The sequence below is a fragment of the Ramlibacter pinisoli genome (genome assembly GCF_009758015.1).
GTDB classification, from domain to species: Bacteria; Pseudomonadota; Gammaproteobacteria; order Burkholderiales; family Burkholderiaceae_C; genus Ramlibacter; species Ramlibacter pinisoli.
This window is the reverse complement of sequence record NZ_WSEL01000009.1, coordinates 2,067,471-2,091,705: the sequence shown is the minus strand read 5'-3', so window position 1 is coordinate 2,091,705 and position 24,235 is coordinate 2,067,471. Positions and strand designations below refer to the sequence as shown.

At 71.0% G+C, this 24,235-nt stretch carries 26 protein-coding genes and 1 pseudogene; 12 read left to right on the top strand and 15 right to left on the bottom strand.

Translation table 11 applies throughout. From position 1 onward, the window contains the following. Positions 1–148: 148 nt before the first annotated feature. Positions 149–1,384 (top strand): tyrosine--tRNA ligase, encoded by a 1,236-nt coding sequence (tyrS, locus tag GON04_RS24420; RefSeq protein ID WP_157400549.1) that lies wholly within the window; start codon positions 149–151, stop codon positions 1,382–1,384. 39 nt (positions 1,385–1,423) lie between these two features. Here tyrS and GON04_RS24415 read toward each other — a convergent pair whose 3' ends face one another. Beyond that, positions 1,424–2,539, bottom strand: a complete 1,116-nt coding sequence (locus tag GON04_RS24415; RefSeq protein ID WP_157400548.1) for a CaiB/BaiF CoA transferase family protein — start codon at positions 2,537–2,539, stop codon at positions 1,424–1,426. A gap of 83 nt (positions 2,540–2,622) precedes the next feature. Here GON04_RS24415 and GON04_RS24410 point away from each other — a divergent pair, with 83 nt between their 5' ends. Beyond that, positions 2,623–3,843: a CoA transferase gene (locus GON04_RS24410; RefSeq protein WP_181653748.1), complete on the top strand. Its 1,221-nt coding sequence runs from the start codon at positions 2,623–2,625 to the stop codon at positions 3,841–3,843. A gap of 11 nt (positions 3,844–3,854) precedes the next feature. Here GON04_RS24410 and GON04_RS24405 read toward each other — a convergent pair whose 3' ends face one another. From GON04_RS24405 to GON04_RS24395, 3 genes are read right to left on the bottom strand one after another with little or no spacing between them, the layout of a single operon-like run. Further along, positions 3,855–4,319: a MaoC family dehydratase gene (locus GON04_RS24405; protein ID WP_157400547.1), complete on the bottom strand. Its 465-nt coding sequence runs from the start codon at positions 4,317–4,319 to the stop codon at positions 3,855–3,857. After that, on the bottom strand, positions 4,316–5,308 hold the full coding sequence (locus GON04_RS24400) for a Bug family tripartite tricarboxylate transporter substrate binding protein (RefSeq protein WP_157400546.1): 993 nt from the start codon (positions 5,306–5,308) through the stop codon (positions 4,316–4,318). The genes GON04_RS24405 and GON04_RS24400 overlap by 4 nt, the downstream gene beginning before the upstream one ends. Positions 5,309–5,327: 19 nt before the next feature. Continuing rightward, complete coding sequence (locus GON04_RS24395) at positions 5,328–6,530, bottom strand: CaiB/BaiF CoA transferase family protein (RefSeq protein WP_157400545.1); 1,203 nt, start codon at positions 6,528–6,530, stop codon at positions 5,328–5,330. A gap of 93 nt (positions 6,531–6,623) precedes the next feature. Between GON04_RS24395 and GON04_RS24390 the strand changes: the two genes are divergently transcribed. The 4 genes and pseudogenes from GON04_RS24390 to GON04_RS24375 all read left to right on the top strand — a co-directional run. After that, the gene (locus GON04_RS24390; protein ID WP_157400544.1) at positions 6,624–7,802 is read left to right on the top strand and encodes an acyl-CoA dehydrogenase family protein; all 1,179 of its coding nucleotides are present in this window, start codon (positions 6,624–6,626) and stop codon (positions 7,800–7,802) included. Positions 7,803–7,823: 21 nt separating this feature from the next. After that, positions 7,824–8,318, top strand: coding sequence for a MaoC/PaaZ C-terminal domain-containing protein (locus GON04_RS24385; RefSeq protein ID WP_157400543.1), 495 nt, complete (start codon positions 7,824–7,826; stop codon positions 8,316–8,318). A 106-nt stretch (positions 8,319–8,424) separates the two neighbouring features. Continuing rightward, positions 8,425–9,411 (top strand): Bug family tripartite tricarboxylate transporter substrate binding protein, encoded by a 987-nt coding sequence (locus GON04_RS24380; RefSeq protein WP_157400542.1) that lies wholly within the window; start codon positions 8,425–8,427, stop codon positions 9,409–9,411. A gap of 10 nt (positions 9,412–9,421) precedes the next feature. Continuing rightward, positions 9,422–10,186 (top strand): annotated as a pseudogene (locus GON04_RS24375) (SDR family NAD(P)-dependent oxidoreductase); the annotation flags it as partial. 9 nt (positions 10,187–10,195) lie between these two features. Here the strand turns inward: GON04_RS24375 and GON04_RS24370 are convergent. The 5 genes from GON04_RS24370 to GON04_RS24350 form a co-directional block, all read right to left on the bottom strand. Further along, positions 10,196–10,945: an IclR family transcriptional regulator gene (locus GON04_RS24370; RefSeq protein ID WP_157400541.1), complete on the bottom strand. Its 750-nt coding sequence runs from the start codon at positions 10,943–10,945 to the stop codon at positions 10,196–10,198. 29 nt (positions 10,946–10,974) lie between these two features. Then, positions 10,975–11,667: an ankyrin repeat domain-containing protein gene (locus GON04_RS24365; RefSeq protein WP_338051044.1), complete on the bottom strand. Its 693-nt coding sequence runs from the start codon at positions 11,665–11,667 to the stop codon at positions 10,975–10,977. Beyond that, complete coding sequence (locus GON04_RS24360) at positions 11,664–12,155, bottom strand: GlcG/HbpS family heme-binding protein (protein ID WP_157400539.1); 492 nt, start codon at positions 12,153–12,155, stop codon at positions 11,664–11,666. Before GON04_RS24360 ends, GON04_RS24365 begins: the two co-directional genes overlap by 4 nt. A 109-nt stretch (positions 12,156–12,264) precedes the next feature. Continuing rightward, positions 12,265–12,897, bottom strand: a complete 633-nt coding sequence (locus GON04_RS24355) for a response regulator transcription factor (RefSeq protein WP_157400538.1) — start codon at positions 12,895–12,897, stop codon at positions 12,265–12,267. Positions 12,898–12,901: 4 nt separating this feature from the next. Beyond that, a complete protein-coding gene (locus GON04_RS24350; protein WP_157400537.1) occupies positions 12,902–14,353 on the bottom strand; it encodes a sensor histidine kinase in 1,452 nt (483 codons plus the stop codon). Between the two features lie 43 nt (positions 14,354–14,396). On the opposite strand from GON04_RS24350, the gene GON04_RS24345 reads away from it, so the two are divergent. Then, positions 14,397–15,314 (top strand): cation diffusion facilitator family transporter, encoded by a 918-nt coding sequence (locus GON04_RS24345; protein WP_157400536.1) that lies wholly within the window; start codon positions 14,397–14,399, stop codon positions 15,312–15,314. Continuing rightward, the gene (gene dtd, locus GON04_RS24340; RefSeq protein ID WP_181653746.1) at positions 15,311–15,751 is read left to right on the top strand and encodes a D-aminoacyl-tRNA deacylase; all 441 of its coding nucleotides are present in this window, start codon (positions 15,311–15,313) and stop codon (positions 15,749–15,751) included. Before GON04_RS24345 ends, dtd begins: the two co-directional genes overlap by 4 nt. A 36-nt stretch (positions 15,752–15,787) precedes the next feature. On the opposite strand, the gene ybeY is transcribed toward dtd, so the two are convergent. Continuing rightward, entirely contained in the window at positions 15,788–16,240 is a 453-nt protein-coding gene (gene ybeY, locus GON04_RS24335; protein WP_157400535.1) for an rRNA maturation RNase YbeY, read from the bottom strand. Further along, positions 16,233–17,174 carry a PhoH family protein gene (locus GON04_RS24330; protein ID WP_157400534.1) on the bottom strand — a complete coding sequence of 314 codons (942 nt, stop codon included), beginning with the start codon at positions 17,172–17,174 and terminating at the stop codon, positions 16,233–16,235. The genes ybeY and GON04_RS24330 overlap by 8 nt, the downstream gene beginning before the upstream one ends. Before the next feature lie 45 nt (positions 17,175–17,219). Here GON04_RS24330 and ruvA point away from each other — a divergent pair, with 45 nt between their 5' ends. From ruvA to ruvB, 3 genes are read left to right on the top strand one after another with little or no spacing between them, the layout of a single operon-like run. Next, entirely contained in the window at positions 17,220–17,798 is a 579-nt protein-coding gene (ruvA, locus tag GON04_RS24325) for a Holliday junction branch migration protein RuvA (RefSeq protein ID WP_157400533.1), read from the top strand. Positions 17,799–17,802: 4 nt separating this feature from the next. Continuing rightward, positions 17,803–18,165, top strand: a complete 363-nt coding sequence (locus tag GON04_RS24320) for a hypothetical protein (protein ID WP_157400532.1) — start codon at positions 17,803–17,805, stop codon at positions 18,163–18,165. A 3-nt stretch (positions 18,166–18,168) separates the two neighbouring features. Continuing rightward, positions 18,169–19,251: a Holliday junction branch migration DNA helicase RuvB gene (gene ruvB, locus GON04_RS24315; RefSeq protein ID WP_157400531.1), complete on the top strand. Its 1,083-nt coding sequence runs from the start codon at positions 18,169–18,171 to the stop codon at positions 19,249–19,251. On the opposite strand, the gene GON04_RS24310 is transcribed toward ruvB, so the two are convergent. The 4 genes from GON04_RS24310 to ttcA are packed head-to-tail and all read right to left on the bottom strand — an operon-like array spanning position 19,248 to position 22,723. Continuing rightward, entirely contained in the window at positions 19,248–20,447 is a 1,200-nt protein-coding gene (locus GON04_RS24310) for a DSD1 family PLP-dependent enzyme (protein WP_157400530.1), read from the bottom strand. The two genes, ruvB and GON04_RS24310, sit on opposite strands and share 4 nt — an antisense overlap. After that, positions 20,416–21,057: a histidine phosphatase family protein gene (locus tag GON04_RS24305; protein ID WP_157400529.1), complete on the bottom strand. Its 642-nt coding sequence runs from the start codon at positions 21,055–21,057 to the stop codon at positions 20,416–20,418. Before GON04_RS24305 ends, GON04_RS24310 begins: the two co-directional genes overlap by 32 nt. A gap of 55 nt (positions 21,058–21,112) precedes the next feature. Next, positions 21,113–21,781, bottom strand: coding sequence for a DUF4136 domain-containing protein (locus tag GON04_RS24300; protein ID WP_157400528.1), 669 nt, complete (start codon positions 21,779–21,781; stop codon positions 21,113–21,115). Positions 21,782–21,802: 21 nt separating this feature from the next. Next, positions 21,803–22,723, bottom strand: a complete 921-nt coding sequence (ttcA, locus tag GON04_RS24295; RefSeq protein ID WP_157400527.1) for a tRNA 2-thiocytidine(32) synthetase TtcA — start codon at positions 22,721–22,723, stop codon at positions 21,803–21,805. Between the two features lie 107 nt (positions 22,724–22,830). Between ttcA and GON04_RS24290 the strand changes: the two genes are divergently transcribed. Next, complete coding sequence (locus GON04_RS24290) at positions 22,831–24,234, top strand: MFS transporter (protein ID WP_157400526.1); 1,404 nt, start codon at positions 22,831–22,833, stop codon at positions 24,232–24,234. The last annotated feature ends 1 nt before the right edge of the window (position 24,235 follow it).

Here is a 24,235-nt window from a genome sequence, read left to right as displayed (position 1 = left end):
AGGCAGGCAGTGCGGCCGGGCCGGCACTGCGCAGCGGGTTGTCGGCGGGCAGGCTGCCTGCGTGTGGGCAGTCTTTAGAATCGGCCGCGCCGGTGTGGTGGGCCAGTATAGCGACCGACACATCCAGTCGGAAGAGTAAAAAAACGTTATGAATCAAGAGCTTGTAACAAAACCTGTTGCTGTGTCAGACGGCGTGCGGGACGCCATGGCCGTGACGCTGCGCGGGTGCGAGGAGCTCATTCCCCAGGACGAGTGGCTGAAGAAGCTCGCCCGGTCGGAGGCGAGCGGCACGCCGCTGCGCATCAAGCTCGGCCTGGACCCCACCGCCCCGGATATCCATGTCGGGCACACGGTCGTCCTGAACAAGCTGCGCCAGTTGCAAGACCTGGGCCACACCGTCATCTTCCTGATCGGCGACTTCACCTCGATGATCGGCGACCCCTCGGGGCGCAACACCACCCGCCCGCCGCTCACCCGCGAGCAGATCGAGGCCAACGCCGAGACCTACCGGGCCCAGGCCTACAAGATCCTGGACCCGGCCCGCACTGAACTTCGTTACAACTCCGAATGGAGCGACCCGCTGGGCGCGCGCGGGATGATCCAGCTGGCCGCCAAGTACACGGTGGCCCGGATGATGGAGCGCAACGACTTCCACGAGCGCTTCAAGGCCGGCACCTCGATCTCGATCCACGAGTTCCTGTACCCGCTGATGCAGGGCTACGACTCGGTCGCGCTCAAGAGCGACCTGGAGCTCGGCGGCACAGACCAGAAGTTCAACCTGCTCATGGGACGCCACCTGCAGCAGGAATACGGCCAGGAACCGCAGTGCATCCTCACCATGCCCCTGCTCGAAGGCCTGGACGGCGTCGAGAAGATGAGCAAGAGCAAGAACAACTACATCGGCATCAGCGAGGACGCCAACACCATGTTCGCCAAGGTGATGTCGATCTCGGACACGCTGATGTGGCGCTGGTACACGCTGCTGAGCTTCAGGAGCGAGGCGCAGATCGCCGCGCTGAAGGCCGAGGTGGACGGCGGGCGCAACCCGCGCGATGCCAAGGTGGCCCTGGCCAAGGAGATCACGGCGCGCTTCCACGACGGCGCCGCCGCCGACGGCGCCGAGCAGGACTTCGTCAACCGCAGCAAGGGCGGCATCCCCGACGACATCCCGGCCGTCACGCTGGGCGGCGCGCCCCTGGGCATCGGGGCGCTGCTCAAGCAGGCCGGGCTGGCGCCCTCCAGCAGCGAGGCCAACCGCCTGATCGACGGCGGTGGCGTGCGGGTCGACTCCGCGGTGGTGAGCGACAAGGCGCTGAAGCTGGCCGCCGGCACCTACGTGGTGCAGGTCGGCAAGCGCAAGTTCGCGCGCGTGACGCTGGGCTGACCGGACGCAGGCGGCGGGAACGCCGAGCGTGCCCCGCCGCTAGGCCCAGTGCGCGAGGATGTCGTCCGGGGTGCTGAGCGTGGCCGGCGGCGGTCCCTGCACCGCCTGGCCGCTGCGTGAGAACCGCGGCGCCGCGTTTGGCTGCAGCACGCCGTCGACCGTGGTGTAGCTGCGCCGATGCGCGACGTGCGGATGGCCGGCCGCTTCGTCCATCGGGAGCACCGGGGACACGCAGGCGTCGCTGCCCTCGAAGCGGGTGATCCATTCGGCTTGCGTGGCGGTGCGAAACAGCGCAGCCAGGCGGTCCGCGTGGTGCGCCCAGCGCGCACGGTCCTGCTGCGGCATGCTGGCCGGATCGATGCCGAGCCGCTCGCACAGCGTCGCGTAGAACTGCGGTTCGATCGCGCCGACCGCCATGAACCGGCCGTCGGCCGTTTCGTAGCAGCGGTAGTAGTGCGGCGCGCCGTCCAGCATGTTGGCGCCTCGCTCGCGCAACCAGTCGCCCCGCACCACCCGCCCGGCGTAGAGGGCGAGCAACGACGCCGAGCCGTCGAGCACGGCCGCGTCGACCACCTGGCCCAGGCCGCTCGAGCGGGCCTCCAGCAAGGCGGCCAGCATCCCCATCACGAGATAGAGCGAGCCACCGCCGTAGTCGCCCACCAGGTTCATCGGTGGCAGCGGCGGCGCGCCGGCCGGGCCGAGGGTCGCCAGCGCGCCGCTCAGTGCGATGTAGTCGATGTCGTGCCCCGCCGTGGCCGCCAACGGACCGTCCTGGCCCCACCCCGTCATCCGGCCGTACACGAGCCGCGGGTTGCGTTGCCAGACGGCGGCGGGGCCCAGGCCCAGCCGCTCCATGACGCCGGGGCGGAAGCCCTCCAGCAGCGCATCGGCACGCTCCAGCAAGGTCAGCGCCTGCTGGGCGCCGCCGGGGCTGCGCAAGTCGATCTCGACGACGCGCCGACCCCGCGACACCACGTCGAACGGCGGCCGCACGCCGGCCCCGGGGCGATCGATGCGGACGACGTCCGCGCCCATGTCCGACAGCAGCATCGCGGCGAACGGTCCCGGCCCGATCCCGGCCAGTTCGATGACCCGCAGGCCCCGCAGGGGGCCGGCCGGCTGCAGCAGGGGCGACGTGGATTCGGTCGTGTTCATGGGCAATCCGGGCTTGTGGCACTCAGGTCGTGATTTTAGAATGGAGAAATAACTTTCAATATAGTGAATCGAAGGAGTGAGCCGTGCCAGGACCGTTCTCCCACCTGCGGGTGCTCGACATCTCGCGCATCCTGGCCGCCCCGCTCGCGGCCCAGAACCTGGCCGACCTCGGTGCCGAGGTGATCAAGATCGAGAAGCCGGGCAGCGGCGATGACACCCGGACCTTCGGGCCGCCGTGGATGAAGGACCGTGACGGCAGCGACACGCGCGAATCGGCCTACTTCCTGGCCGGCAACCGCAACAAGAAGTCCGTCACCCTGGACATCGCCACCCCCGAGGGCCAGGCCCTCGTGCGCGAGCTGGTGAAGGTGAGCGACGTGCTGATCGAGAACTACAAGGTCGGCAACCTCAAGCGGTACGGTCTGTCGTATGAGGACCTCCAGCCGCTCAACCCGGGCCTGATCTACTGCTCGGTCACCGGTTTCGGCCAGGATGGGCCGTACGCCGAGCGCCCCGGCTATGACTTCATCTTCCAGGGCATGGGCGGGATGATGAGCATCACCGGCGAGAGGGATGGCCTGCCGGGAGGCGGGCCGCAGAAAGTCGGCATCCCCATCGTGGATTACCTCACCGGCCTCAATGCCAGCATCGCGCTGTGCGCGGCCATCGCGCACCGGGAGCGCACCGGCGAAGGCCAGTACATCGACTGCGCGCTGCTCGACATGGCGGTCGCGGTGAATGTCACCCAGGTCATCTCCCATTTCTGCGACGACTCGGTGCCGAAGCGCCTGGGCAACGGCCACCCCCACATCGTCCCCTACCAGGTGTTCGCGACGGCCGACGGCCACATGATCCTGGCGGTGGCCAACGATGCCCAGTTCCGGCGCTTCTGCAAGGCCGCCGGCCGCGAGGAACTGGCCGACGACCCCCGGTTCACAACCAATTCGGGTCGGGTGATCCACCGCGACGAACTGCTGCCCATCCTTCGCGACATCATGGCGGCGCACCCGAAGGCCTGGTGGCAGGACAGGCTGGAGGCCGTCGAGGTCGCGTGCGGCCCCATCAACGACATCCGGGAGGTGTTCGAGGACCCGCAGGTCAAACACCGGGGACTGCGGGTCGACATGCCGCACCCGCAAGGCACGGCCCCGATGGTCGCCAGCCCGCTGCGCCTGTCCAGGACGCCGGTGACCTATCACAGCCCCCCGCCGCTGCTGGGCGAGCACACGCAGCAGGTGTTGCGCGATGTGCTCGGGCTGGCGCAAAGCGAGCTCGACGCGTTGGCGGCGGCCCGGGTGATCTGACCGCGGGGGCCTCAGCGGCGCATCAGGACACTGGTGCGGTACTCGAGTGCCGTCTCTCCGCTCTGGTTGCGCACCGAGATGCCGACGGTCAGCACGCCGCGGCCCGGCTCGCGCGTGTCCTTCTTGTCGAGCACCTCGACCTCGGCGTGCAGCGTGTCGCCCACCCGCACCGGTGCGCGGAAGCGGAACGCCTCCATGCCCAGGCCCGCGATGGTGTTGGTGCCGAGCACGCTCTCCAGCATGCCGGCCGAGAGCGATGCGGTCAGGAACCCTGGCGCGATGGGGCCGCCGAAGGTCGACTGCTCCTTCGCATGCCCATGGTCGATGAAGAGCGGCAACTGCAGGCCGGCCATCGCCGTGAAATTGACCAGGTGGGTCTCGGTCACCGTGCGCCGGTAGCTGACGTGCACATCGCCCGGCACGAAGCTGTCGAACGTTGGCGCCGACGGCTCGAAGCGGCGCGGGTTGGCGCTCATTTGACGATGCCCAGGGTCTTGGCCAGCCGGGCCGATTTCTCCACCTCGGCCGCCATCTGCTGCGTGAACTCCTCGCTGCTCGGCGTGATCGGGTGCGCGCCCAGGGGCACGAGCTTCTCGCTCACGTCCTTCGAGGCCATCGACCTGGTGACCAGGTCGCGCAAGCGGCTGACGGTCTCGCGCGGCGTTCCGGCGCGGGTGACAAATCCATACCAGAGCGGCGTCGCGACGTAGCCCGGCACCCCCAGCGCTTCGGCGAAATGCGGCACGTCGGGCAGGGCGGGCGAGCGCTGCGCATCGAACAGGCCGAGCGCGCGCACGCGGCCGGCCTTCACATGCTGCAGGCACAGCGGCATGGCGGACGGATACATCGCGATCTGCCCGCCGATCACGTCGGTCATCGCCTGCGCCGTGCTCTTGTACGGCACCTCGACAATGTCGACGCCTGCGGCCTGCTTGAAGAGCTCCATCTCCAGCTGGCTGGGCGTGCCGGGGCCGGACGACGCATAGCTCAGCTTGCCGGGGTTGGCCTTGGCATAGGCGACCAATTCCTTGACGGAGTTGATGTTCAGGTTGTTGGCGATCGTCAGCACGATCGGAACGATGGCCACCTTTGCGACGGGTGAGAAGTCGCGCAGGGGGTCGTAGGGCGGCTTGAGGTTGGTGCCGGCGACGATGGTGAACGGGTTGGCCACCATCAGCAGGGTGTAACCGTCGGGCTGTGCCTGCAGGGCATTCATCGTCCCGACGATGCCGCCGCCGCCTTCGCGGTTCTCGATGACGACCGACTGGCCGGTCTCCTCCGTGATCTTCTGGCCGACGGTCCGCGCGATCACGTCGCTCCCGGTGCCGGGTGCGAACGGCACCACGATGCGCATCGGCTTCTGCGGGAACGTGCCCTGGCTCCAGGCCAGCGGCGCCATGGCGGCGAGGCCGGCCGCGCCGACCAGCCGCAGGACGCGGCGGCGGTGGATGTGTTCGGTGGTCATGCGTTGTCTCCTTTGTCGTTCATGCGGTGGCGGCTGCAGGCTTCAGCAGTGCGGCGGCGGCCGCGGCGCTGAAACCGAATTCCTGGAGGATCTGGTGGCTGGCACTGCCGATGTCGGGCCAGTGCGAGCGGCTGTCACCGGCCTCGGGCGCCGTTGTCCCGGGGATGCGCGGGAAATGGAAGCCTCCCGTGGCGGGCTCTGCCACCCTGGGCGCTGCCTGCCCGGAGACCACGTTGGGATCGGCCAGCCACGAGGTGAGGGTGTTGATGCGGCTGGCCACCACGCCGGCCTGGGCCAGCCGCTTCAGCCACTCGTCCGTGCCCCGGCGCAGCAGCTCGGCCGCGAACTGGCCTTGCAGGTACGGGGCGTGGCCGGCGCGCTTGACGAAGCTGTCGAAGGCGGGGTCTTCGGCCAGGTCGAGCCGGTCGGTCGCGCGGCACAGCGCGGCGTAGTGCGCCTCCTTGCTGAGCGTGATGGCGATCCAGCCGTCCTGGGTGCGGTAGGCACCCGCCGGCACGTTCAGCGCCACCGGGCTCTCGCCCTCGAGCGAGGTTTCCACCAGTTTCATCGCGAGGAAGGCGGCGGTCGATTGCATCAGGCTGACGTCCAGGTGCTGCCCGGGCAAGCCGCGCAGGCGTCCGTAGAGCGCGGCCGAGACGGCCTGGAAGGCGTAGAGCGCACTGAGCGTGTCGACCGCCAGGAAGCCGAGGCGACGTGGCCGGCCCTCGCCATCGGCATTCAGGCTCATCAGGCCCGAATACCCCTGGATGACCGTGTCGGTGGCGGGCAGGTTGGCGTTGGCGCCCTGCTGACCGAAGCCGCTGACGGACAGGTAGACGACGCCGGGATTGCAGGCCTGCACCTGCTCGTAGCCGATGCCCAGCTTGGCGGCCACCCCGGGCCGGAAGCTCTCGATCACCACGTCGCACTTCGCCGCGATCTGCAGCACGGCTGCCGCGGCGCCGTCCTTCTTCAGGTCGATGGCCAGGCTGCGCTTGCCGCGGTTGCCCATCAGGTCGATGGCCGAATGGCTGCCGTGGCGCTGCCCGATGGCGCGGCTCCAGTCGCCTTCCGGCGGCTCCAGCTTGATCACGTCGGCACCGTGCTGGGCCAGCAGCATCCCGCAATACGGCCCGGCCAGGCCCTGGCTCGCATCGAGCACCCGCAGCCCTGCGAACGGCAGCGGGCCCGCGCTCGCGGCGAGTTTTTCCGATTGCTGCATTGACGTCAAACTTTCTATCTGGAAAAATAACTTTCAGTATTCTGAATAAGAAGAGCGGACGACGCAAGCCATCGGGAGCATCCGGCAGCACGCATGAGACACATCGAGCACGACGACGACCTCACCCATGACCAGCGGCTGCTGCGTGAGTCGGTGGCCCAGTTCATGGACCGTGAGGTACGCCCGACCGTGGCTGGCTTCGAGAAGCGCGGCGAATTCGACTGGACGCTGCCAGCCCGGCTGCGCGAGTTCGGCTACCTGGGCGGCTTCCTGAGGGAAGACGAAGGCGGCTACGGGATCTCCAACACCGAGTACGCGCTCCTGATGGAAGAGGCCGGCTACTGCTGGCACAGCCTGCGGGCCATCCTCAACACGATGAACATGGCCGCGCTGCTCATCGCGCGCCTGGGCACGCCGCAGCAGAAGGCACGTTACCTCGCGCCGCTGCTGGCCGGCGAGTTGCGCGTGTGGGTGGGCATCACGGAACCGAACCACGGCTCGAACGTTGCCGGCATGGAGACCCGTGCCACCCGCGACGGCGACGAGTGGGTGATCGATGGCAGCAAGCTGTGGATCACCAATGGTGCGATCGCCGAGCTCGGCATCCTGATGGCCAAGGTCCCGCCCGGCAAGCCGGGCGAGCCGCACGGCATCACCGCCTTTCTGGTCGACAGCCGCGAGACCGACTTCGGCAAACGGCGGGTCCAGACCATGGTGCTGCACGCCACCACCACCTCCGAACTGAACTTCGCCGGCACGCGGATCCCGGCTGCCAACGTCCTCGGTGACGTCGGCAAAGGCCTGAAGAACATCCTGCTGGCCCTGAGCTTCGGCCGGCTGAGCGTTGCGGCCGGGGCCGTCGGCGCGGCGCAGGCCGCGCTGGACCTGTCGATCGACTACGCGAAGACGCGCCGGCAGTTCGGCGCGCCCATCGGGTCGTACCAGCTGATCCAGAAGATGGTGGTCGACATGCGCGTGCGCACCGACGCAGCCCGCCAGCTGGTGCGGCGGGCGGCGCGGACCCTGGACCGCGGCCAGCCCGGCCGCATGGAGTGCTCGATTGCCAAGCTGTACAGCGCGCAGGCGGCGCACGAGGTGGCGGACCTCGCTCTGCAAGTGCATGGCGGCATGGGATACAGCGAGGACTTCCCCATCGAGCGCATCTTCCGCGACACCCGCGGCGCGGTCATTCCCGAAGGCACGACCGAGATCCAGACGCTGATCATCGGTCGCGAGCTCCTCGGGATGTCCGCCTTCGGTTCCGCCGACTGACCAACCCATCCGGAGATTTGCATGAGCGAGCGCCTGCTGCGCCAGATCGACGACTACGTCGTGGCCTTCGAGGACCTTGACGTGGGGGACACGTTCACCACGTCCGGCCGCACCGTGACCGAAGCCGACGTGGTGAACTTTGCCGGCCTGTCCGCCGACTACAACGCGCTGCATGTCGATGCCGCGTTCGCCGCCGGCACGCCGCACCAGGGCCGCATCGCGCACGGCCTTCTGGTGCTGGCCATCAGTTCGGGCCTGTGCACCCGGCTGCCGGTGATGAAGTTTCTCGAGCCGTCCATCCTGGGCCTGGCCGACCTGCACTGCCGGTTCCGCCGGCCCTGCAAGATCGGCGACACGCTGAAGGTGCGGATGACCGTCACCGACAAGCAGCCGGGCCGCAAGCCCGACCGGGGAACGATCACCTTCTCGCGCGTCGCCGTGAACCAGCACGACGAGGACGTCATGGAGAGCGTGTGGCAGCTCGTGGTGCGGACCCGCACCGGGGCGGCGGCATGAGCGCCCAGCGGGCGCCTCGCCACATCCACGAGGAACAGGAGCGGCCGACCGTGCGCCACATCCGGGACCTGGTGGCCAAGGACATCTCCTACGAAGAGAACGACCGATGACGGACCTGACCCGCCGCGACCTGCTCGCGTTCACTGCCGGCGCCGCATGCGTTGGCACGCTCCCCGGAACTGCGCTGGCGCAGCCGGTGTATCCGAACCGCCCCCTGCGGTTGATCGTGCCGTTCCCGCCGTCCGGCTCGACCGACATCGTCGCTCGCACCGTGGCCGAGCGACTCGGTGCGGCGCTGGGCCAGAACGTCATCGTCGACAACAAGCCGGGCGCGACCGGCGCCATCGGGCTGGAGGCGCTGGCGCGCGCGGAGGCCGACGGCCACGTCATCGGGCTGGGAACGATCGGCAGCATCGCGATCAACCCCGCGGTCAACCGCAAACTCGCCTGGGACCCGGTGCGCGACTTCGCGCCGGTCGGCTACATCGGCTCGACGCCGTTCGCGCTCATCGTGCGGCCGGACCTGAAGGCGCGTACCGTCCCGGAATTCATCGCGCTGGCCAGGCAGCAGCCCGGGGCCGTCACCTATGCCACCGGTGGCAACGGCGGTTCGCAGCACGTCGCCGGTGTCCTGCTGGAGGACCTGGCCGGCGTGAGCCTGCGGCAGATCCCCTACAAGGGCAGCGGCCCGGCCCTGATCGACCTGATGGGCGGCCAGGTGGACGCGATGATCGAGCCGGCCGTGTCGGCCGCGCCGCACATCCGCTCGGGCAAGGTCCGGGCACTGGCGCTGACCGGCGCCCAGCGCTCGGCCAGCTTTCCCGGCGTGCCGGTCGTGGGGGAAACCGTGCCCGGCTACGACGTGTCGGCCTGGTTCGCCCTGTTCGCGCCCAAGCAGACACCGCCGGCGGCCATTGCGCGCCTGAACCGGGAACTCGGGCAGATCCTGCGCGACCCGCAGGTGATCGATCGCCTCGGACAGGCGGGGGTCGAGGTGGCGCCGGGCTCGCCCGAACAGCTGGCGACCTACCTGGGCCACGAGCTGGAGAAGTGGCAACGGGTGGTGAAGAAGGCCAACATCACGGCCGAATGACGCGAACGCAAGGAGGACTGACGTGAAGCTGGGACTGGAGAACAAGGTTGCCGTGGTGACGGGCTCGGGGCGTGGCATCGGCGCCGAGACGGCGCGCGCCCTGGCCGAGGAAGGCGCCCGGGTGGTGGTGACCGACATCAATCCGGAAACGATGGCCGCGACCACGCAGGCCCTGAAGGCGGACGGCTTCGACGTGCATGGCGTGGTCGCCGATGTCACGCGCGCTGCCGACGTCGAGCGGCTGGTGGGGGAGACGGTGGAGCGGTTCGGCGGCCTGCACGTGCTGGTCAACAACGCCGGATTCCCGAAGGACAACTATCTGACCAAGATGCCCGAGGCCGACTGGGACCTGGTCACCGGGGTGATCCTCAAGGGTGCCTACCTCTGCAGCAAAACTGCAGTGCCGCACATGATGGCCCAGAAGTGGGGACGCATCATCAACATCTCGTCACGCGCGCACCTGGGCAATCCGGGGCAGGCGAACTACTCGGCCGCCAAGGCGGGCCTGGTCGGCTTCACGAAGGCGCTGTCGTACGAGGAGGGCAAGTTCAACATCACGGTCAACGCGATCGCGCCCGGCTTCGTCGAGACCGAGCTGATGCGCAGCCTGGCGAACTACGACGCGATCCGCGACAAGTGGCTCAAGGCGACGCCGATGCCGCGCCTGGGCGTGCCGCGCGACATTGCCGATGCCGTGCTGTTCCTGGCTTCCGAACGCGCCGGCTTCATCACCGGTGAACTGCTGCACGTGACCGGCGGGCGCTACTCGAACTGAGTCTTGCCTTCAGGACGTGGCTGCCGCCATCTCCGTGTTGGCGGCCGTGAGCAGGCGCGCGTGCTTCTCCATCAGGGGCGCCATGCGGTTGAGCGGGCCGGCAATGGCGACCGCGTGGGGCTCGCCGCCGAGCAGCACCCACTTGGCCACGGCGGCGACGTCGACGACGCTCTCGCCTTGTGTCATGTGCCACCCGCGCGCCTCGCCCGCGGCGACGTCTGCCAGCAAACGCTTGGCATTGGGCACCGTGTTGGGGGTGACGCGCTCGTAGTCCAGCGTCTGCACCAGGGCGGCGCGCCGTTCTTCCGGGAGGGCGCCCAGCAGCGCCTTGCCCAATGCACTGGAGTGCAGCGAGCGAAGGTCCGACACCGACGCGGTGTAGCGGATGGTCTTGGCGGCCTCCAGCACATGGACGTACTGGACATACTTGTCCAGCCTGCGACCCAGGACCACCGTCTCGCCGCACTTGTCGCGCAGCACCTCCAGGATGGGTGTCACCTTGGAGAGCACCGGGTCCCGCGCGAGGAGGTTGCGCCCGAGTTCGTACAGCAGGCGCGATGGGTAGTACGACCTGGGGCCGCCGACCGGCCCCAGGTAGCCGCGCGACACCAGCGTGTTCACCAGGCCGTGGCAGCTGCTGACCGGGATGTCCATCGCCAGCGCGATCTCGGACAGGCTCATGGGCCGCCCCGCCTTCTGGAAGGCTTCGAACAGATCGAGCGTGCGATCAGCGGCCTTGACGCGTTTTTCCAGTCCCATCTGGCGCCGATTCTAGGGCGCCGCCGCCGTCAGCGCGCCTTGCCCGCCTCCAGCAACCGGACCATCTCGGTGTAGCCGCGCGAGCGCGCCAGCTGCAGCGGCGTGTTGCCGTTGCGGTCCTTCAGCTGCAGGTTGGCGCCGGCTTCGACCAGCGTCTTGAGCGTGGCCTGGTGGCGCGGCCCGCCGTCGCCCAGCACCACCGCCTCGATGGCGGCCGTCCAGTGCAGGTTGTTGACGTGGTCCAGCGGCGCGCCGGCGCGCACCAGCTGCTCCACCACGCCGGCGTGGCCCAGGTGCGCGGCCGCGATCAGCGCGGTGCCGTCGTAGCGGCTGGTGACCTGCCGGGCGCTGGCCCCCAGGGACAGCAGCAGGCGCAGCGTCTCCTCGTCGTTGGCGACGGAAGCAATGGTCACGGCGTCGTAGCGGTCGTTCTCCAGCAGGTCGATGGCGGCGCCGGCCTGCACCAGCGCCTGGATCGCGTCGCGCTGCCGGGCGAAGGTCGCCACGTGCAGCGGCGTGCGGCCGTTGCCGTCGCGCGCGTTCAGGTCGGCCTTCGCCGCGGCCAGCCGGCGGATCTTGTCGACGTCGCCCTTGTGCGCGGCGGCGTGCAGCCCGGTGTAGGCGGCCGCTTCCGCCGCCGAGGGGCCGACCTGGGCGGCCGCCGGCAGGGTGGCGCAGGCCGCACCCAGCGCCAGCACCCAGGTGACCAGCGCGCGCTTCACTTCAGTTGCTCCTTGACCTTGTCGAGGGCGGTCACCGCGCATTGCTCGTCCAGGTTGCCGCCCGGCGCGCCGCCGACGCCGACCGCGCCGATGACCTCGTTGCCCACGCGCACCGGCACCCCGCCGCCGAGCAGCAGGAAGCCGGGGATGTTGACCAGGTTGGCCGCGGCCGGGTTCTTCTGCGCGCCTTCCATCATGGCCAGGGTGTTGCTCTTGGCCGAGGCCGAGGTGTAGGCCTTCAGGCGGCTGGACTCCAGCGAATGCGGGCCGGCGTTGTCGCCGCGCTGGACGGCGCGCACGACGCCGGCGCGGTCGACCACCGTGGCGGCGACGTTGTAGCCGCTGGCCGCGCAGGCGGCGACGGCACCGGCCGCGATCTGGTTGGCCAGGTCGAGCGAGATGTTGCGTTCCGTGCGCACGCCCTGGGCCGAGGCGGCGCTGGCAACGGCGGACAGGGCCAGGACGGACAGCAGGGGGAGAACTTTCATGCGGTGGCTCCTTGGTTGTGGTTGGCGGTTGCGAATCAACCGTGCCGCCACTGTAGGAAGCGGGGGGCGGAACCGCCAGTCGGGCGGCTACGCCACCGACCGCGTAGAACTACGCGGTGCCGCCGCCCGCCGCGAGGGCGGCGTACTGGCGCACCAGCTGGGCCAGCGAGGCCACCTCGAGCTTGTCGAAGAGGTGGGCCCGGTGTGCCTCGACGGTGCGCGGCGACAGCCCCAGGGCCTTGCCGATCTCCTTGTTGGTCAGGCCTTCCACCACCAGCGCCAGCACCTCGTGCTCGCGCGGCGACAGCTGGGCATGGCGCTCGCGCGCCGCCCGGTCGGCCTGGCTGCGCTCGCGCGAGCGCACGTGCTGGCGCACCGCCTGCTGCAGCGTCTCCAGCAGCAGGTCGTCGTCGACCGGCTTCTCCAGGAACTCGGCCGCCCCGCCCTTGAACGCGCGCCGGCACATCTCGACCGTGCCGTGCCCGGTGAGCAGCACGACTGGCTGGTCGGTGCCGGACGCGACCAGCTGTTCCAGCACCTGCAGGCCGCCCAGGCCCGGCATGCGCACGTCCAGCACGATGGCGCCGATGGCCTCGCGGTCGACCTCGCGCAGGAAGGCGAGCGGGTCGGCCCAGCTGCGCACGCGCAGGCCGATGGTGCCGATCAGCAGCGCCAGCGCGTCGCGCACCGCCTGGTCGTCGTCGACCAGCTGGACCAGAGGGGTGTCGAGGGGACTGGTCATGGGGTCAGGCGGCCGAGGGCAGGGTGAGGCGGAACAGGGCGCCGCGCGGTGGCCGCTGCTGGGCCTGCAGGGAGCCGCCCATGCCCTGCGCCAGGCTGTCGCACAGGCTCAGCCCCAGGCCGAGGCCGTGTTCGCGCGTGCTGACGAAGGGATCGAAGATGCGCGCCAGCAGCTCCGGCGCGATGCCGGGGCCGCTGTCGGCGACCGACAGCACGCCGCCCTCGGGGCGCTGCGCGACGTCGACGGCCAGGTCGCGTTCGGCCGCCGGCACCTGCTCCAGCGCCTGCAGCGCGTTCATCAGCAGGTTGTGCACGATCTGCTCCAGCGCCACCGGTTCGGCCTGCACCGCCACCGGCACCGTGCCCTGCAGGCGCGGCGCCACCCCGCGGCGGGCGAACTCGGGCTCGAGCAGGTGGAACGCGTTGCGCACCGCGTCCTGCAGCACCACCGGCTGCAGCGCCGTCTCGCGCCCCGGCCGCTCGATGGTGCGGCGCAGGCGCGCCACCACCTCGCTGGCGCGCCGGGCCTGCTCGGCCGCCTGGCCCATGGCGGTGCGCGCCGGCGCCAGCTCGGGCGGCTCCTCGGCGAGCAGCCGGCGCGCCGCCTGCGCATTGGCCAGCATGGCGGTGAGGGGCTGGTTCAGCTCGTGGGCCAGGCCGCCGGCCAGTTCGCCCAGCGTGTTCAGGCGCGCCACCTGGCCCAGCCGCAGCAGGTCCTCGGCGCGGCGGCGCGCCTGCCGCTGCCGGTCCCAGGCGGCCAGCGCGGCCACGATGCCGGCACTGGCCAGTCCCCAGCCGGCCCAGGCGAGCCAGGGCAGCTCCGACCAGCCCAGCACGCGGAGGGCGACGACGTCGAACGGATGGCTGGGCGACGCCAGCGGCTTGCGCAGGCTGAAGGCGCCGACGCGGCCGGCCGGTTCGCGGCCGGGCTGCAGCACCAGGGCCGCGTCGCCCTGCGCCAGCGCCACCCGCACCGGGTTGTCGTCGCGCCGCATCGGCCATTCGCTCCAGGGCACGGCGGCCACCAGGTCGACCTGCAGCGCGAAGCTGGCGGGCTCGGCGGCCAGCAGCAGCCAGGCCCGGCCGAGGGCCAGGTCGGCCTCCGCCAGCACCGGCCGGCGCTCGCGTCGCGACAGCTCCTGCGCCTGCCGGAAGGTGTCGGAGGGCCAGGCCGCGCCGGCCGGCAACTGCCGCACCGCGATGATCTGCGGATAGAGCGCCGGCAGGCGCTGGATGCCGTCGGCACCGGGCGCGGGCTGCAGCAGGGCGAGGGTGGCCAGCACGGCATCGTGCTGCGCGGCGCGCTGGCTCAGCAGGCGGTGCGCGATGCGGGCCTGGTTCTCGAACGCCTCGCGCTCGCGGCCGCGGTCGATCGCGGCCAGCACCCAGCCGCCTGCCACGGCCAGCAGCAGCCAGCCGAGCAGCCACGGCCAGGGAGGACGCAGGCGTGAGCTCATCGCCGACGATTCTTGCACGGGCCTTCCCGGCACAATCGACCGCATGAGCCTCGCCGTCCGAGCACGCGCCGTCCCGCCCGGGGTCTGGCTGCGCGTGTCCATCGGGGTCGCGGTGCTCACCATCGGCCTCAAGACACTGGCCTGGTGGCTCACCGGTTCGGTCGGCCTGCTGTCCGACGCGATGGAGTCGCTGGTCAACCTGGCCAGCGCCGCCTTCGCCCTGCTGATGGTGCGCGTGGCCGCCCGGCCGGCCGATGCCGAGCATCCCTACGGCCACCACAAGGCCGAGTACTTCTCGTCGTTCTTCGAGGGGCTGGCCATCCTGGTCGCCGCCCTGGCCATCCTGTGGGCCGCGGCCGAACGCTTCCTGCATCCGCAGGGCATCGAGCAGGTCGGCGCCGGCCTGCTGCTGTCGGTGCTCAGCTCGGCCTGCAACGGCGCCCTGGCCTGGGGGATGCTGCAGTCGGCCAGGGCGCACCGCTCGATGGCACTGGAAGCCGACGCCCGCCACCTGGTCACCGACGTCTGGACCTCGGCCGGTGTGGTGGTGGGCATCGGCCTGGTCGCCCTCACCGGCTGGCTGTGGCTGGACCCGGTGGTGGCGGCGGCCGTGGCGCTGAACATCCTGCGCGAGGGCTGGGCGCTGGTGTGGGCGTCGTCGCAGGGGCTGATGGACAAGCGGGTCGACCGCCACACGCTGGCCGAGATCGAGAAGGTGCTGCAGGGATTCGAGCACCCGGCGATCCGCTTCGACCACGTGACCACCCGGCGCTCGGGCAGCCGGCGCTTCGTCGACCTGCACATGCACATGCCGGCCGAATGGACGCTGCGCCGCGCGGCGGCCCTGCGCGCCTCGGTCGAGCAGGCGCTGATGAGCGCCGTGCCCGGCCTGCGCGCCAGCATCCAGCTGCTGCCGCAGGACGTCGAGGCGCACCTGCTGGACGAGGAGGACCCGTTGTGATCGGACTGGTGCAGCGCGTGAGCGAAGCCCGGGTGGTGGTGGAGGGCCGCACCATCGGCCAGATCGGCCCGGGGCTGCTGCTGCTCCTGTGCGCCGAGCGCGGCGACGACGTGCCGCAGGGCGAGCGCCTGCTGGCCAAGCTGCTCAAGCTGCGCATCTTCGGCGACGCCGAGGGCAAGATGAACCGCAGCCTGCAGGACACCGGCGGCGGCCTGCTGGTGGTGAGCCAGTTCACGCTGGCGGCCGACACCTCGGGCGGCAACCGGCCCGGCTTCGGCAACGCGGCGCCGCCCGACGAGGGCCGGCGCCTGTACGAGGACTTCGTCGCCCGGGCCCGGGCCGCGCATCCGCTGGTGCAGACCGGCGAATTCGGCGCCGCCATGCAGGTGCACCTGGTCAACGACGGGCCGGTGACCATCCCGCTGGTGATGCGCTGAGCCGGGCCGTCCGGGAGGGCGGCGCTGCCGGCCGGCTCAATAGGGGTTGGGGAACCCCAGTGCGCCCAGCAGCAGGATCTCCAGCGCCTCCATCTCCAGCGCGTCGCGCTCTCCGGTCTCGTGGTCGTAGCCCTGCGCGTGCAGGGTGCCGTGCACCAGCAGGTGGGCGTAGTGCGCCTCCAGCGGCTTGCGCTGCGCCGCCGCCTCGCGCTCCAGCACCGGGCCGCACAGCACCAGGTCGGCGCTGACCACCGGCGCGCGCGCATAGTCGAAGGTCAGCACGTTGGTGGCGTAGTCCTTGCCGCGGTACTGGCGATTGAGGTCGCGCCCCTCGGCCTCGCCGACGATGCGCACCGCGATCTCGCCCGGGCGCTGCAGCGCCATCGCCATCCAGCGCCGCACGCGCGGCTTGCGCAGCAGCGCGCGGTGCTCGGCGGCCCCCGGGAAGGTGCCGAACTGCAGGTCGAGGGCGAGCTCGGCGTCAGGCATCGCGCTTGCGGGCGGCGTCGTAGGCATCGACGATGCGCGCCACCAGCGGGTGGCGCACCACGTCGGCGCTGGTGAAGCGCGTGTGGGCGATGCCCTTGACCCGCTTGAGGATGTGCTCGGCCTCGACCAGCCCCGACAGCTGGCCCTTGGGCAGGTCGATCTGGCTGATGTCGCCGGTGACCACGCACTTGCTGCCGAAGCCGATGCGGGTGAGGAACATCTTCATCTGCTCGGGCGTCGTGTTCTGCGCCTCGTCCAGGATGACGAAGGCGTTGTTCAGCGTGCGTCCGCGCATGAACGCCAGCGGCGCGATCTCCAGCGCGTTGCGCTCGAAGGCCTTGCCCACCCGCTCGAAGCCCATGAGGTCGTAGAGCGCGTCGTACAGCGGCCGCAGGTAGGGATCGACCTTCTGGGTCAGGTCGCCCGGCAGGAAGCCGAGCTTCTCGCCGGCCTCCACCGCCGGCCGGGTGAGCACGATGCGCTGCACGCTGCTGCGCTCCAGGGCGTCGACGGCGCAGGCGACCGCCAGGTAGGTCTTGCCGGTGCCGGCCGGGCCGATGCCGAAGGTGATGTCGTGGTTGGCGATGTTGTCGAGGTAGACGCTCTGGTTGGGCGTGCGCGCCTTCAGGTCCGAGCGCCGGGTGTGCAGCAGCTGGGCGCCCTCGTCGTCCTCGTCCATCGTTTGCTCGCCGGCCACCATCAGCTGCACCTTGTCGGGCGAGATCGGCCGGGCGGCGATCTCGTACAGCGCCTGCAGCACGTCCATGGCGCGCTGGGCGCGGGCCTTGGCGCCTTCCACCTTGAAATGCTCCTGGCGGCGGCTGATCCTGACCTGCAGGGCGATCTCGATGGTTCGCAGGTGTTCGTCTGTGGGGCCGCACAGGTGCGCCAGGCGGGTGTTGTTGGGTGGCGCGAAGGCGTGGCGAAGGATCAAGCTGATAATCCGTGCGGAGAGGGGGCGTGCTGCCCGGAACTACGCATGATAGGCAGATTGAACGGAACGCTGGCCGACAAGAACCCGCCGCAGGTGCTGGTGGACTGCCAGGGCGTGGGCTACGAGGTCGATGTCCCCATGAGCACCTTCTACAACCTGCCCGGGGTCGGCGAGAAGGTGTCGCTGCTCACCCATTTCGTCGTGCGCGAGGACGCCCAGGTGCTGTTCGGGTTCGGCAGCACCGGCGAGCGCGATGCCTTCCGCCAGCTGATCCGCATTTCCGGCGTCGGTCCGCGCACCGCGCTGTCGGTGCTCAGCGGCATGAGCGTCGCCGAGATCGGCAGCGCCGTCACGGCGCAGGACGCCAGCCGGCTGGTCAAGGTGCCGGGCATCGGCAAGAAGACCGCCGAGCGGCTGCTGCTGGAGCTCAAGGGCAAGCTCGGCGCCGACCTGGGCGCCGCCGGTGGCGGCGCGCCGGCCAGCGACGCCCAGGCCGACATCCTGCAGGCGCTGGTGGCCCTGGGCTACAGCGACAAGGAGGCGCAGGCCGCCTTGAAGGCGCTGCCCAGGGACGTCGGCGTGAGCGAGGGCATCAAGCTGGCGCTCAAGGCGCTGGCGCGCTGACACCATGCACCCCGCGGACCTGCTCGGCATCCCGCTGCTGCTCGCCCTCGGCGGCGCCACCCTGCTCGCTGGCCTGCGCTACGCCCGCCAGGCCGACTCGGCGCTGCAGCAGAAGAACCGCGCCGCGCTGGGCCGCCTGTTCGGCCCGCGGCGGGCGCGCGGCCAGCTGCCGCCGGCCGACGGCCGCTGGCACCGGGTGCTGCGCGAGACCCACCGGCGCGACAGCGCCGGCGCCGGCCGGCCCTGGCTGGTGTCCGAGTTCTGGCTGGTCGACAGCGAGGGGCGCCAGTGGCACGTGGTGCTGCGCTGCGACCCGCGCAGCGACCCGCAACCGCGGCTGGTGCCGCTCACCCTGGCCCCGGCCTGACGCATGACCATCCGGACCGACGATTTCGGCCTGCCGCCGCCCCAGCGCGTGGTGTCCGCCGCGCCGGCCTCGCCCAACGAGGAGGCCATCGAGCGCGCCCTGCGGCCCAAGCTGCTGGCCGACTACGTGGGGCAGGCCAAGACGCGCGAGCAGCTGGAGATCTTCATCGGCGCCGCCAGGAAGCGCGGCGAGGCGCTCGACCACGTGCTGCTGTTCGGCCCGCCCGGGCTGGGCAAGACCACGCTGTCGCACATCGTGGCCCACGAGCTGGGCGTGAACCTGCGCCAGACCTCCGGCCCGGTGCTGGAAAAGCCCAAGGACCTGGCGGCGCTGCTCACCAATCTCGAGAAGAACGACGTCCTGTTCATCGACGAGATCCACCGCCTGTCGCCGGTGGTCGAGGAAATCCTGTACCCGGCGCTGGAGGACTACCAGATCGACATCATGATCGGCGAGGGCCCGGCGGCGCGCTCGATCAAGCTCGACCTGCAGCCGTTCACGCTGGTCGGCGCCACCACCCGCGCCGGCATGCTGACCAACCCGCTGCGCGACCGCTTCGGCATCGTCGCCCGCCTGGAGTTCTACAGCGCCGAGGACCTCACGCGCATCGTGCGCCGCAGCGCCTCGCTGCTGGAGGCGCCGATCGACGACACCGGCGCGATCGAGATCGCGCGCCGTTCGCGCGGCACGCCGCGCGTGGCCAACCGCCTGCTGCGGCGCGTGCGCGACTACGCCGACGTCAAGGGCAGCGGCCGCATCACGCAGGACATCGCCAACAAGGCGCTGGCCATGCTGGACGTCGATCCGCAGGGGTTCGACGTCATGGACCGCAAGCTGCTGGAGGCGGTGATCCACCGCTTCGACGGCGGGCCGGTGGGCCTGGACAACGTGGCGGCCTCCATCGGCGAGGAGCGCGACACCATCGAGGACGTCATCGAGCCCTATCTCATCCAGCAGGGCTACCTGCAGCGCACGCCGCGCGGGCGCATCGCGACGCTGGCCGCGTTCCGCCACCTGGGCGTGGCGCCGCCGGCCGGGCGCGGCGACGGCGCCGACCTGTTCGCCGCTGCCGGCGGGGCCGGCTAGGTCAGCGCGCCGCGCGCGTCGACCCGGATGATGCGGTCGACGGTGCCCTGGACCAGGCCGCCCTTCACGCCGACCAGGTGGTCGTGCAGGTTGACCGTGGGGTCGCAATGGCCCGGCACCAGCCACAGCGTGCGGCCGATCTCGGGCAGCCGCTGGCGGCCGGGGAGCGGCCGCAGGATGCCGTGCTCGTCGCCGCCGTTGTCGTATGCCAGGCCATGCTCGCCGTCCGGGTCGTGCACCGTCGGCAGGCCGGAGTCGATCGCGTGGCTCTTGTGGCCGGCGTCGCAGACCGCATGCCGCAGTCCGGCGCTGATCACCTGCGTCTTGACGAACAGGGCGTGCTCGAAGTTCGGCTGCGCCGGGTCGCGCTCGTTCTGCGCGTAGTCGGCGTCCATGAACAGGAACGAGCCGGCCTGCAGCTCGCCGTAGACGCCGCTGGCCGTCTCGCAGACCATGCTGCCGGTGCCGGCCCCGGTGACCAGCGGCACCGGCACGCCGTCGGCCTCGATCAGCTTGCGGGTGAAGGCGGCGTCCTGCGCGGCCTGCGCGATCAGCTCGCGCCGCGCCTGCGGCGTGCGCACGTGCTGCGCCTTGCCGTGGTAGGCCTGCAGGCCGGCGAAGCGCAGCGCGGGGTGGCGCCGGATCTCGTGCACCAGTTCGGTCGCCGCGCGGCCGGGCGGCACGCCGCAGCGGCCCTGGCCGACATCGATCTCGACGTAGACGTCGATCACCGTGCCGCCGCCCAGGGCCTGGCGGGCGTCGTTCATGGCCTGCGCCAGCCGGACGATCCCCTCGCGGCTGTCGACCGCGATGCCCAGCCGGCCGCCGTCGACCGCCAGCCGGCTCGCCAGCTGCGCCACCCGCGCCAGCTTCTGCGGCGCAATGACCTCGTTGGTGATGTAGACGTCGTGCACGCCGCCGGCCACCATGGCCTCGGCCTCGGCGGTCTTCTGCACGCACACGCCGACCGCTCCGGCCTGCACCTGCAGGCGCGCGATGGCCGAGCTCTTGTGCATCTTGGCGTGGGCGCGCCAGCGGATGCCGTGCTTACGCGCGAAATCCGCCATGCGCGCCAGGTTGCGCTGCATGGCGTCGAGGTCGACCACCAGGGCCGGGGTATCGATGGCGGCGACCGGTTGGCCGATCAGTTGCCGCAGGGAATCGTCAAGTGGAGGTTTCGTCTGCCGGAGGTTCATCGAGATGGTTGGTGTCCGACCACCCGATGAGGGTGAGGCCCTGGGGTGTCCAGAGCAGCCGGTTGATGGCACCGTTGGGGAGTTCCCAGGTGCGCGGGGAATTGACTTCCTGGCCGGTCGCGACGCGGTACAGCGCATCCAGCACGCCGCCGTGCGCCACGACCACGATCTGCTCGCCGGGGTGGCGGGCGGCCAGTTCCTCGACCGTGCGCTGCACGCGCGCGCGCAACTGCAGCAGCGACTCGCCGCCCTCGGGCGGGGTCCAGTCGGGGATGCGCTTGCGCCAGTTCTGCGCGTGCTCGGGCCAGGCCTGGTGGATCTCGTCGAAGGTCTTGCCCTCGAACTTGCCGAAGCTGCGTTCGCGCAGCCCCTGGTGCGGTGTCACGGGCACGCCGGCGGCCTCGGCGATGGGTTCGGCCGTGGCATGTGCGCGCGACAGGTCGCTGGAATAGATGGCGGAGATGGGCTCGGTGGCGAGCGCCTCGCGCACCCGCTGCGCCTGCCAGCGCCCGGTTTCGTTCAAGCCGATGTCGAGCTGGCCCTGGATGCGGGCATCGACATTCCATTCCGTTTCGCCGTGGCGGACCGCAATGATGCGGGTGGCTTCCATCCGCCGATTCTAGGCAGGCCGGCTCGGCCTGCCATGCCGCCGAAGTTGCGAGTTGTCACCGGCCGGTGGGCGACGGGGCAGAGGCGGGCGCCCGCTCCGGCGCGGGTGCGGCCGCCTGCGCCTGGGGCCGGATCACCTCCACGTTCACGTAGCGCAGGCCGGGGGGCGGGTTGGGAAATCCGACCATGGCGGCATCGAACATGGCGCCGATCACGACGGCATGGTCCGCCCAGGGGCCGTCGTTGGCGGCCCGGCTCTCGAACACCACCTGCTTGCTGGCGAGCTCGCGCACCACCACGCCCACCTCGCGCTGGAACCAGATGTAGTCGGCGCGCGGGTACGGGTAGCCGTAGCCGTGCCGCCAGTAGCCGCCCCAGGGGTAGGCGGCGCCGCCCCAACCCCAGCTGTCCCAGGGGTCGGCCCAGGGCGAGAGGGTGCGCTGCACGCGGGCGCTGACCTCCACGCTGTAGACCGGCGCCAGGTCGTCGCGCCGCAGCCCGGCCTTGAACAGGGCCTGGTCGGCGAGCGCCTCGACCTGCTCCTGGGCCGGCTGGGTGTGCTGCAGCGGCAGGCGGTCGAAGCGGTAGGTCGGCGTCGCCGGCAGGGCCTTCAGCCCGGAGAACGACTGCACGGTGCTGTCGACCACCAGGTTGCCGGCACAGCCGGCGAGCAGCAGCAGGCCGGCGGTGACGGCAATGGCGAGGGCGCGCGGGCAGCGCGGCATGGCGGGCCTCCCGAAGGCGGGTCAGAGCTGGATGACCGACAGGCCCGGCAGCGCAGGCGGGGCGTCGAATGCCTCGGGGTCGAACGCCTTGTCGCCGTCAGCGCTGGGCACGCCGGTGGCTGTCAGACCGGCGAAGTCGAACAGCGTTCCGTCGGCCAGGTGAGAAGGCACGACGTTCTGTAACGCATGGGCCATGTTCTCGAGCCGGCCCGGGTGCCTCTGCTCCCACTCGCGCAGCATGGCGCCGACCTGCTTGCGCTGCAGGTTCTCCTGGCTGCCGCACAGGGTGCACGGGATGATGGGGAAGCGGCGCTGCGCGGCCCAGCGCACCAAGTCCTGCTCGGCCACGAAGGCCAGCGGGCGCACCACCACATGGCGGCCGTCGTCGCTGACCAGCTTGGGCGGCATGCCCTTGAGCTTGCCGCCGAAGAACATGTTGAGGAACAGGGTCTGCAGCATGTCGTCGCGGTGGTGGCCGAGCGCGATCTTGGTGGCGCCCAGTTCGTCCGCCACCCGGTACAGGATGCCCCGGCGCAGCCGCGAGCACAGGCTGCACATGGTCTTGCCCTCGGGGATCTTGTCCTTGACGATGGAGTAGGTGTCCTGCTCCTCGATGTGGAACGGCACGCCCAGCGCGGTCAGGTAATCGGGCAGAACGTGGGCGGGAAAGCCGGGCTGCTTCTGGTCGAGGTTGACCGCCACCAGCTCGAAGCGCACCGGCGCGCGCTGCTGCAGCTTCAGCAGGATGTCCAGCAGGCCGTAGCTGTCCTTGCCGCCGGACAGGCAGACCATCACCCGGTCGCCCTCCTCGATCATCGAATACTGGGTGATCGCCTGGCCCACCAGCCGGCACAGGCGCTTCTCGAGCTTGTGCGCCTCGCGCTCGATCTTCGCCGCGCGCGGCAGGGCAGGGGTTTCGGTGTCGATCCAGACGGCGGCCATGGGGCCGATTCTCTCATCCGGCCAGCTGGCGGGGCCGCTGCCGCCCGGCGCGCCACGCCCGTGTCAGGGCCGCGCAGCGGCACGGAATCGGCCATCATCGGCGCCATATGGAGCCCGCGTCGCTGCCCGAGCGCCTGGACCGCCTGCCGTGGTCGCGCTGGCATTGGCGCGTGGTGCTGGCGCTGGGCATCGCCTGGGTGCTCGACGGGCTGGAGGTGACGCTGGTCGGGTCGGTCGGCGGCGTGCTGGAGCGGCCCGACACGCTGGGCCTCAGCGCCGCCCAGGTCGGCTGGGCCGGCTCGGTGTACGTGGCCGGCGCCGTGCTCGGCGCGCTGGCCTTCGGCCGGATGGCGGACCGGCTGGGGCGCAAGCGGCTGTTCCTGCTGACCTTGCTGGTCTACATGGGAGCGACGGTCGCCACCGCCTTCTGCACCGGCTTCGCCGGCTTCGCGCTGTGCCGCTTCGTCACCGGCATCGGCATCGGCGGCGAGTACGCCGCCATCAATTCCGCCATCGACGAACTGATCCCGGCCCGGGTGCGCGGGCGCGTCAACCTCGCCATCAACGGCAGCTTCTGGCTCGGTGCCGCGCTGGGGGCCGTGCTGAGCCTGGTGCTGCTCGATGTCCGGGTGCTGGGCCCGCAGGATGGCTGGCGGGCCGGCTTCCTGGTCGGCGCCGTGCTCGCGGTGGCCATCCTGCTGGTGCGCCGGCACGTGCCCGAGAGCCCGCGCTGGTTGCTCGCACATGGCCGGGTCGAGGAAGCCGAGCGGGTGATGGCCGGCATCGAGGCGGCCGCCGGCGTGCGCAGCCCGGCCACGTCGCTCGCCCGCGACGCGGCCGGGCGCCGCCCGCTGCCCAGCCTGCGCGACGTGGCGCGGGTGCTGGCAGGGCGCTACCGGCAGCGCAGCCTGGTGGTGCTGGCGCTGATGGTCTCGCAGGCCTTCTTCTACAACGCCATCTTCTTCACCTACGCGCTCGTGCTCACCCGCTTCCACGGCGTCGACCCGGCCCGGGTGGGGCTGTTCATCCTGCCGTTCGCGCTCGGCAACGTGCTCGGGCCGCTGGTGCTGGGCCCGGCGTTCGACCAGGTCGGCCGGCGCCGCATGATCGGCATCAGCTACGCGCTGGCCGGCGTCGGCCTGCTGGGGACCGGGCTGGCCTTCTGGGCCGACCTGCTGGGCGCCGTGAGCCAGACCCTGGCCTGGTCGCTGGTGTTCTTCTTCGCCTCGGCCGCCGCCAGCGCGGCCTACCTCACCGCCAGCGAGGTGTTCCCGCTCGAGATGCGGGCGCTGGCCATCTCGCTGTTCTACGCGGTGGGCACCGGCATCGGCGGCTTCGCGGCGCCGGCGATCTTCGGCGCCCTGGTCGACAGCGGCAGCCGGGGGCAGGTCTTCGCCGGCTATGCCTTCGGCGCCGCGCTGGTCATCGGCGCCGCGGCCGTGGCCTGGCGCTGGGGCGTGGACGCCGAGCGCAAGGCGCTGGAGGAGATCGCGCCGCCGCTGGTCCCCTGAG

Excerpts from the sequence above, each read along its gene's own strand:
- GON04_RS24395 (WP_157400545.1), bottom strand. The coding sequence starts at position 6,530 with ATGCAGCAATCGGAAAAACTCGCCGCGAGCGCGGGCCCGCTGCCGTTC.
- GON04_RS24320 (WP_157400532.1), top strand. The coding sequence starts at position 17,803 with ATGCACCCCGCGGACCTGCTCGGCATCCCGCTGCTGCTCGCCCTCGGC.
- GON04_RS24405 (WP_157400547.1), bottom strand. The coding sequence starts at position 4,319 with ATGAGCGCCAACCCGCGCCGCTTCGAGCCGTCGGCGCCAACGTTCGAC.
- GON04_RS24380 (WP_157400542.1), top strand. The coding sequence starts at position 8,425 with ATGACGGACCTGACCCGCCGCGACCTGCTCGCGTTCACTGCCGGCGCC.
- GON04_RS24310 (WP_157400530.1), bottom strand. The coding sequence starts at position 20,447 with ATGAACCTCCGGCAGACGAAACCTCCACTTGACGATTCCCTGCGGCAA.
- GON04_RS24385 (WP_157400543.1), top strand. The coding sequence starts at position 7,824 with ATGAGCGAGCGCCTGCTGCGCCAGATCGACGACTACGTCGTGGCCTTC.
- GON04_RS24390 (WP_157400544.1), top strand. The coding sequence starts at position 6,624 with ATGAGACACATCGAGCACGACGACGACCTCACCCATGACCAGCGGCTG.
- GON04_RS24370 (WP_157400541.1), bottom strand. The coding sequence starts at position 10,945 with ATGGGACTGGAAAAACGCGTCAAGGCCGCTGATCGCACGCTCGATCTG.
- GON04_RS24290 (WP_157400526.1), top strand. The coding sequence starts at position 22,831 with ATGGAGCCCGCGTCGCTGCCCGAGCGCCTGGACCGCCTGCCGTGGTCG.
- ybeY (WP_157400535.1), bottom strand. The coding sequence starts at position 16,240 with ATGCCTGACGCCGAGCTCGCCCTCGACCTGCAGTTCGGCACCTTCCCG.
- GON04_RS24415 (WP_157400548.1), bottom strand. The coding sequence starts at position 2,539 with ATGAACACGACCGAATCCACGTCGCCCCTGCTGCAGCCGGCCGGCCCC.
- GON04_RS24305 (WP_157400529.1), bottom strand. The coding sequence starts at position 21,057 with ATGGAAGCCACCCGCATCATTGCGGTCCGCCACGGCGAAACGGAATGG.
- tyrS (WP_157400549.1), top strand. The coding sequence starts at position 149 with ATGAATCAAGAGCTTGTAACAAAACCTGTTGCTGTGTCAGACGGCGTG.
- GON04_RS24345 (WP_157400536.1), top strand. The coding sequence starts at position 14,397 with ATGAGCCTCGCCGTCCGAGCACGCGCCGTCCCGCCCGGGGTCTGGCTG.
- ruvA (WP_157400533.1), top strand. The coding sequence starts at position 17,220 with ATGATAGGCAGATTGAACGGAACGCTGGCCGACAAGAACCCGCCGCAG.
- GON04_RS24400 (WP_157400546.1), bottom strand. The coding sequence starts at position 5,308 with ATGACCACCGAACACATCCACCGCCGCCGCGTCCTGCGGCTGGTCGGC.
- GON04_RS24355 (WP_157400538.1), bottom strand. The coding sequence starts at position 12,897 with ATGACCAGTCCCCTCGACACCCCTCTGGTCCAGCTGGTCGACGACGAC.
- ttcA (WP_157400527.1), bottom strand. The coding sequence starts at position 22,723 with ATGGCCGCCGTCTGGATCGACACCGAAACCCCTGCCCTGCCGCGCGCG.
- ruvB (WP_157400531.1), top strand. The coding sequence starts at position 18,169 with ATGACCATCCGGACCGACGATTTCGGCCTGCCGCCGCCCCAGCGCGTG.
- GON04_RS24360 (WP_157400539.1), bottom strand. The coding sequence starts at position 12,155 with ATGAAAGTTCTCCCCCTGCTGTCCGTCCTGGCCCTGTCCGCCGTTGCC.
- GON04_RS24300 (WP_157400528.1), bottom strand. The coding sequence starts at position 21,781 with ATGCCGCGCTGCCCGCGCGCCCTCGCCATTGCCGTCACCGCCGGCCTG.
- GON04_RS24350 (WP_157400537.1), bottom strand. The coding sequence starts at position 14,353 with ATGAGCTCACGCCTGCGTCCTCCCTGGCCGTGGCTGCTCGGCTGGCTG.